Genomic DNA, 651 nt, shown 5'->3' with positions numbered 1-651 from the left:
TACCAATCACGCTGTCTGAGAACACGAACGCCACCGCACCTGCTGCTGCCAGCAGCGCCGAGCGTTTGGGGATTTCAGTGCCCAGTCGAGCCAGTGCCCGCCAGAGCATGGCGCTGATGGCCAAACCATAGACAATCACCGGGATCAACAATGGGCCGAGGCCGTGGGAAATCAAAATACCCAGCAGCACCGCGCCGACCCCCAACGCAATCACCAATGGCAACACCGCCAACCGCCGGCAATCGCTCAAATAGGCTTTGAGATAGGCCAGATGCGCGACCAGAAATGCGCCCAGGCCAAACACAAAAAGATCCCCTGGCCACGCCAGCAACACATCGCCAAACAGCGAGAAAATCAGGCCCAGGCTGATCCAGCGGCGATAGTCGCTGGGCGGCGCGTCGTGCAACCAGCCGAGCAAGGCCAGCACGGGCATGGGTTTGACCAGCAGGCAGAGTAACGTTGCCTGCATGCTCACGCCATACAGAAAGGTCACCGCGCCCATCAGCGCGAGAATCAGCCAGCCCACGATCAGTTAACCGAAATTGCGCAATCGAACGTTTCCACCGGCAATACCTCCGGGGCCCAGGGTTGTTGCGATGTCAGACGCAAGCGCCCGGTGCCGGCGGTGAATGCCTGAAAGCGCCAGGTCGA

Annotated in this window: 1 protein-coding gene and 1 pseudogene; both read right to left on the bottom strand. The window is 60.5% G+C overall.

Translation table 11 applies throughout. From position 1 onward, the window contains the following. On the bottom strand, positions 1-526 hold a 526-nt coding region (locus AC1DRJ_RS31340), incomplete at its 3' end, for a lysoplasmalogenase (RefSeq protein WP_477805520.1). A gap of 2 nt (positions 527-528) precedes the next feature. Beyond that, a pseudogene (locus AC1DRJ_RS31335) lies at positions 529-651 on the bottom strand (protease inhibitor I42 family protein); the annotation flags it as partial.

Source organism: Pseudomonas sp. P5_B2 (genome assembly GCF_056400445.1).
The sequence above is the reverse complement of the archived record's forward strand: the minus strand, read 5'-3'. Positions and strand labels throughout refer to the sequence as shown.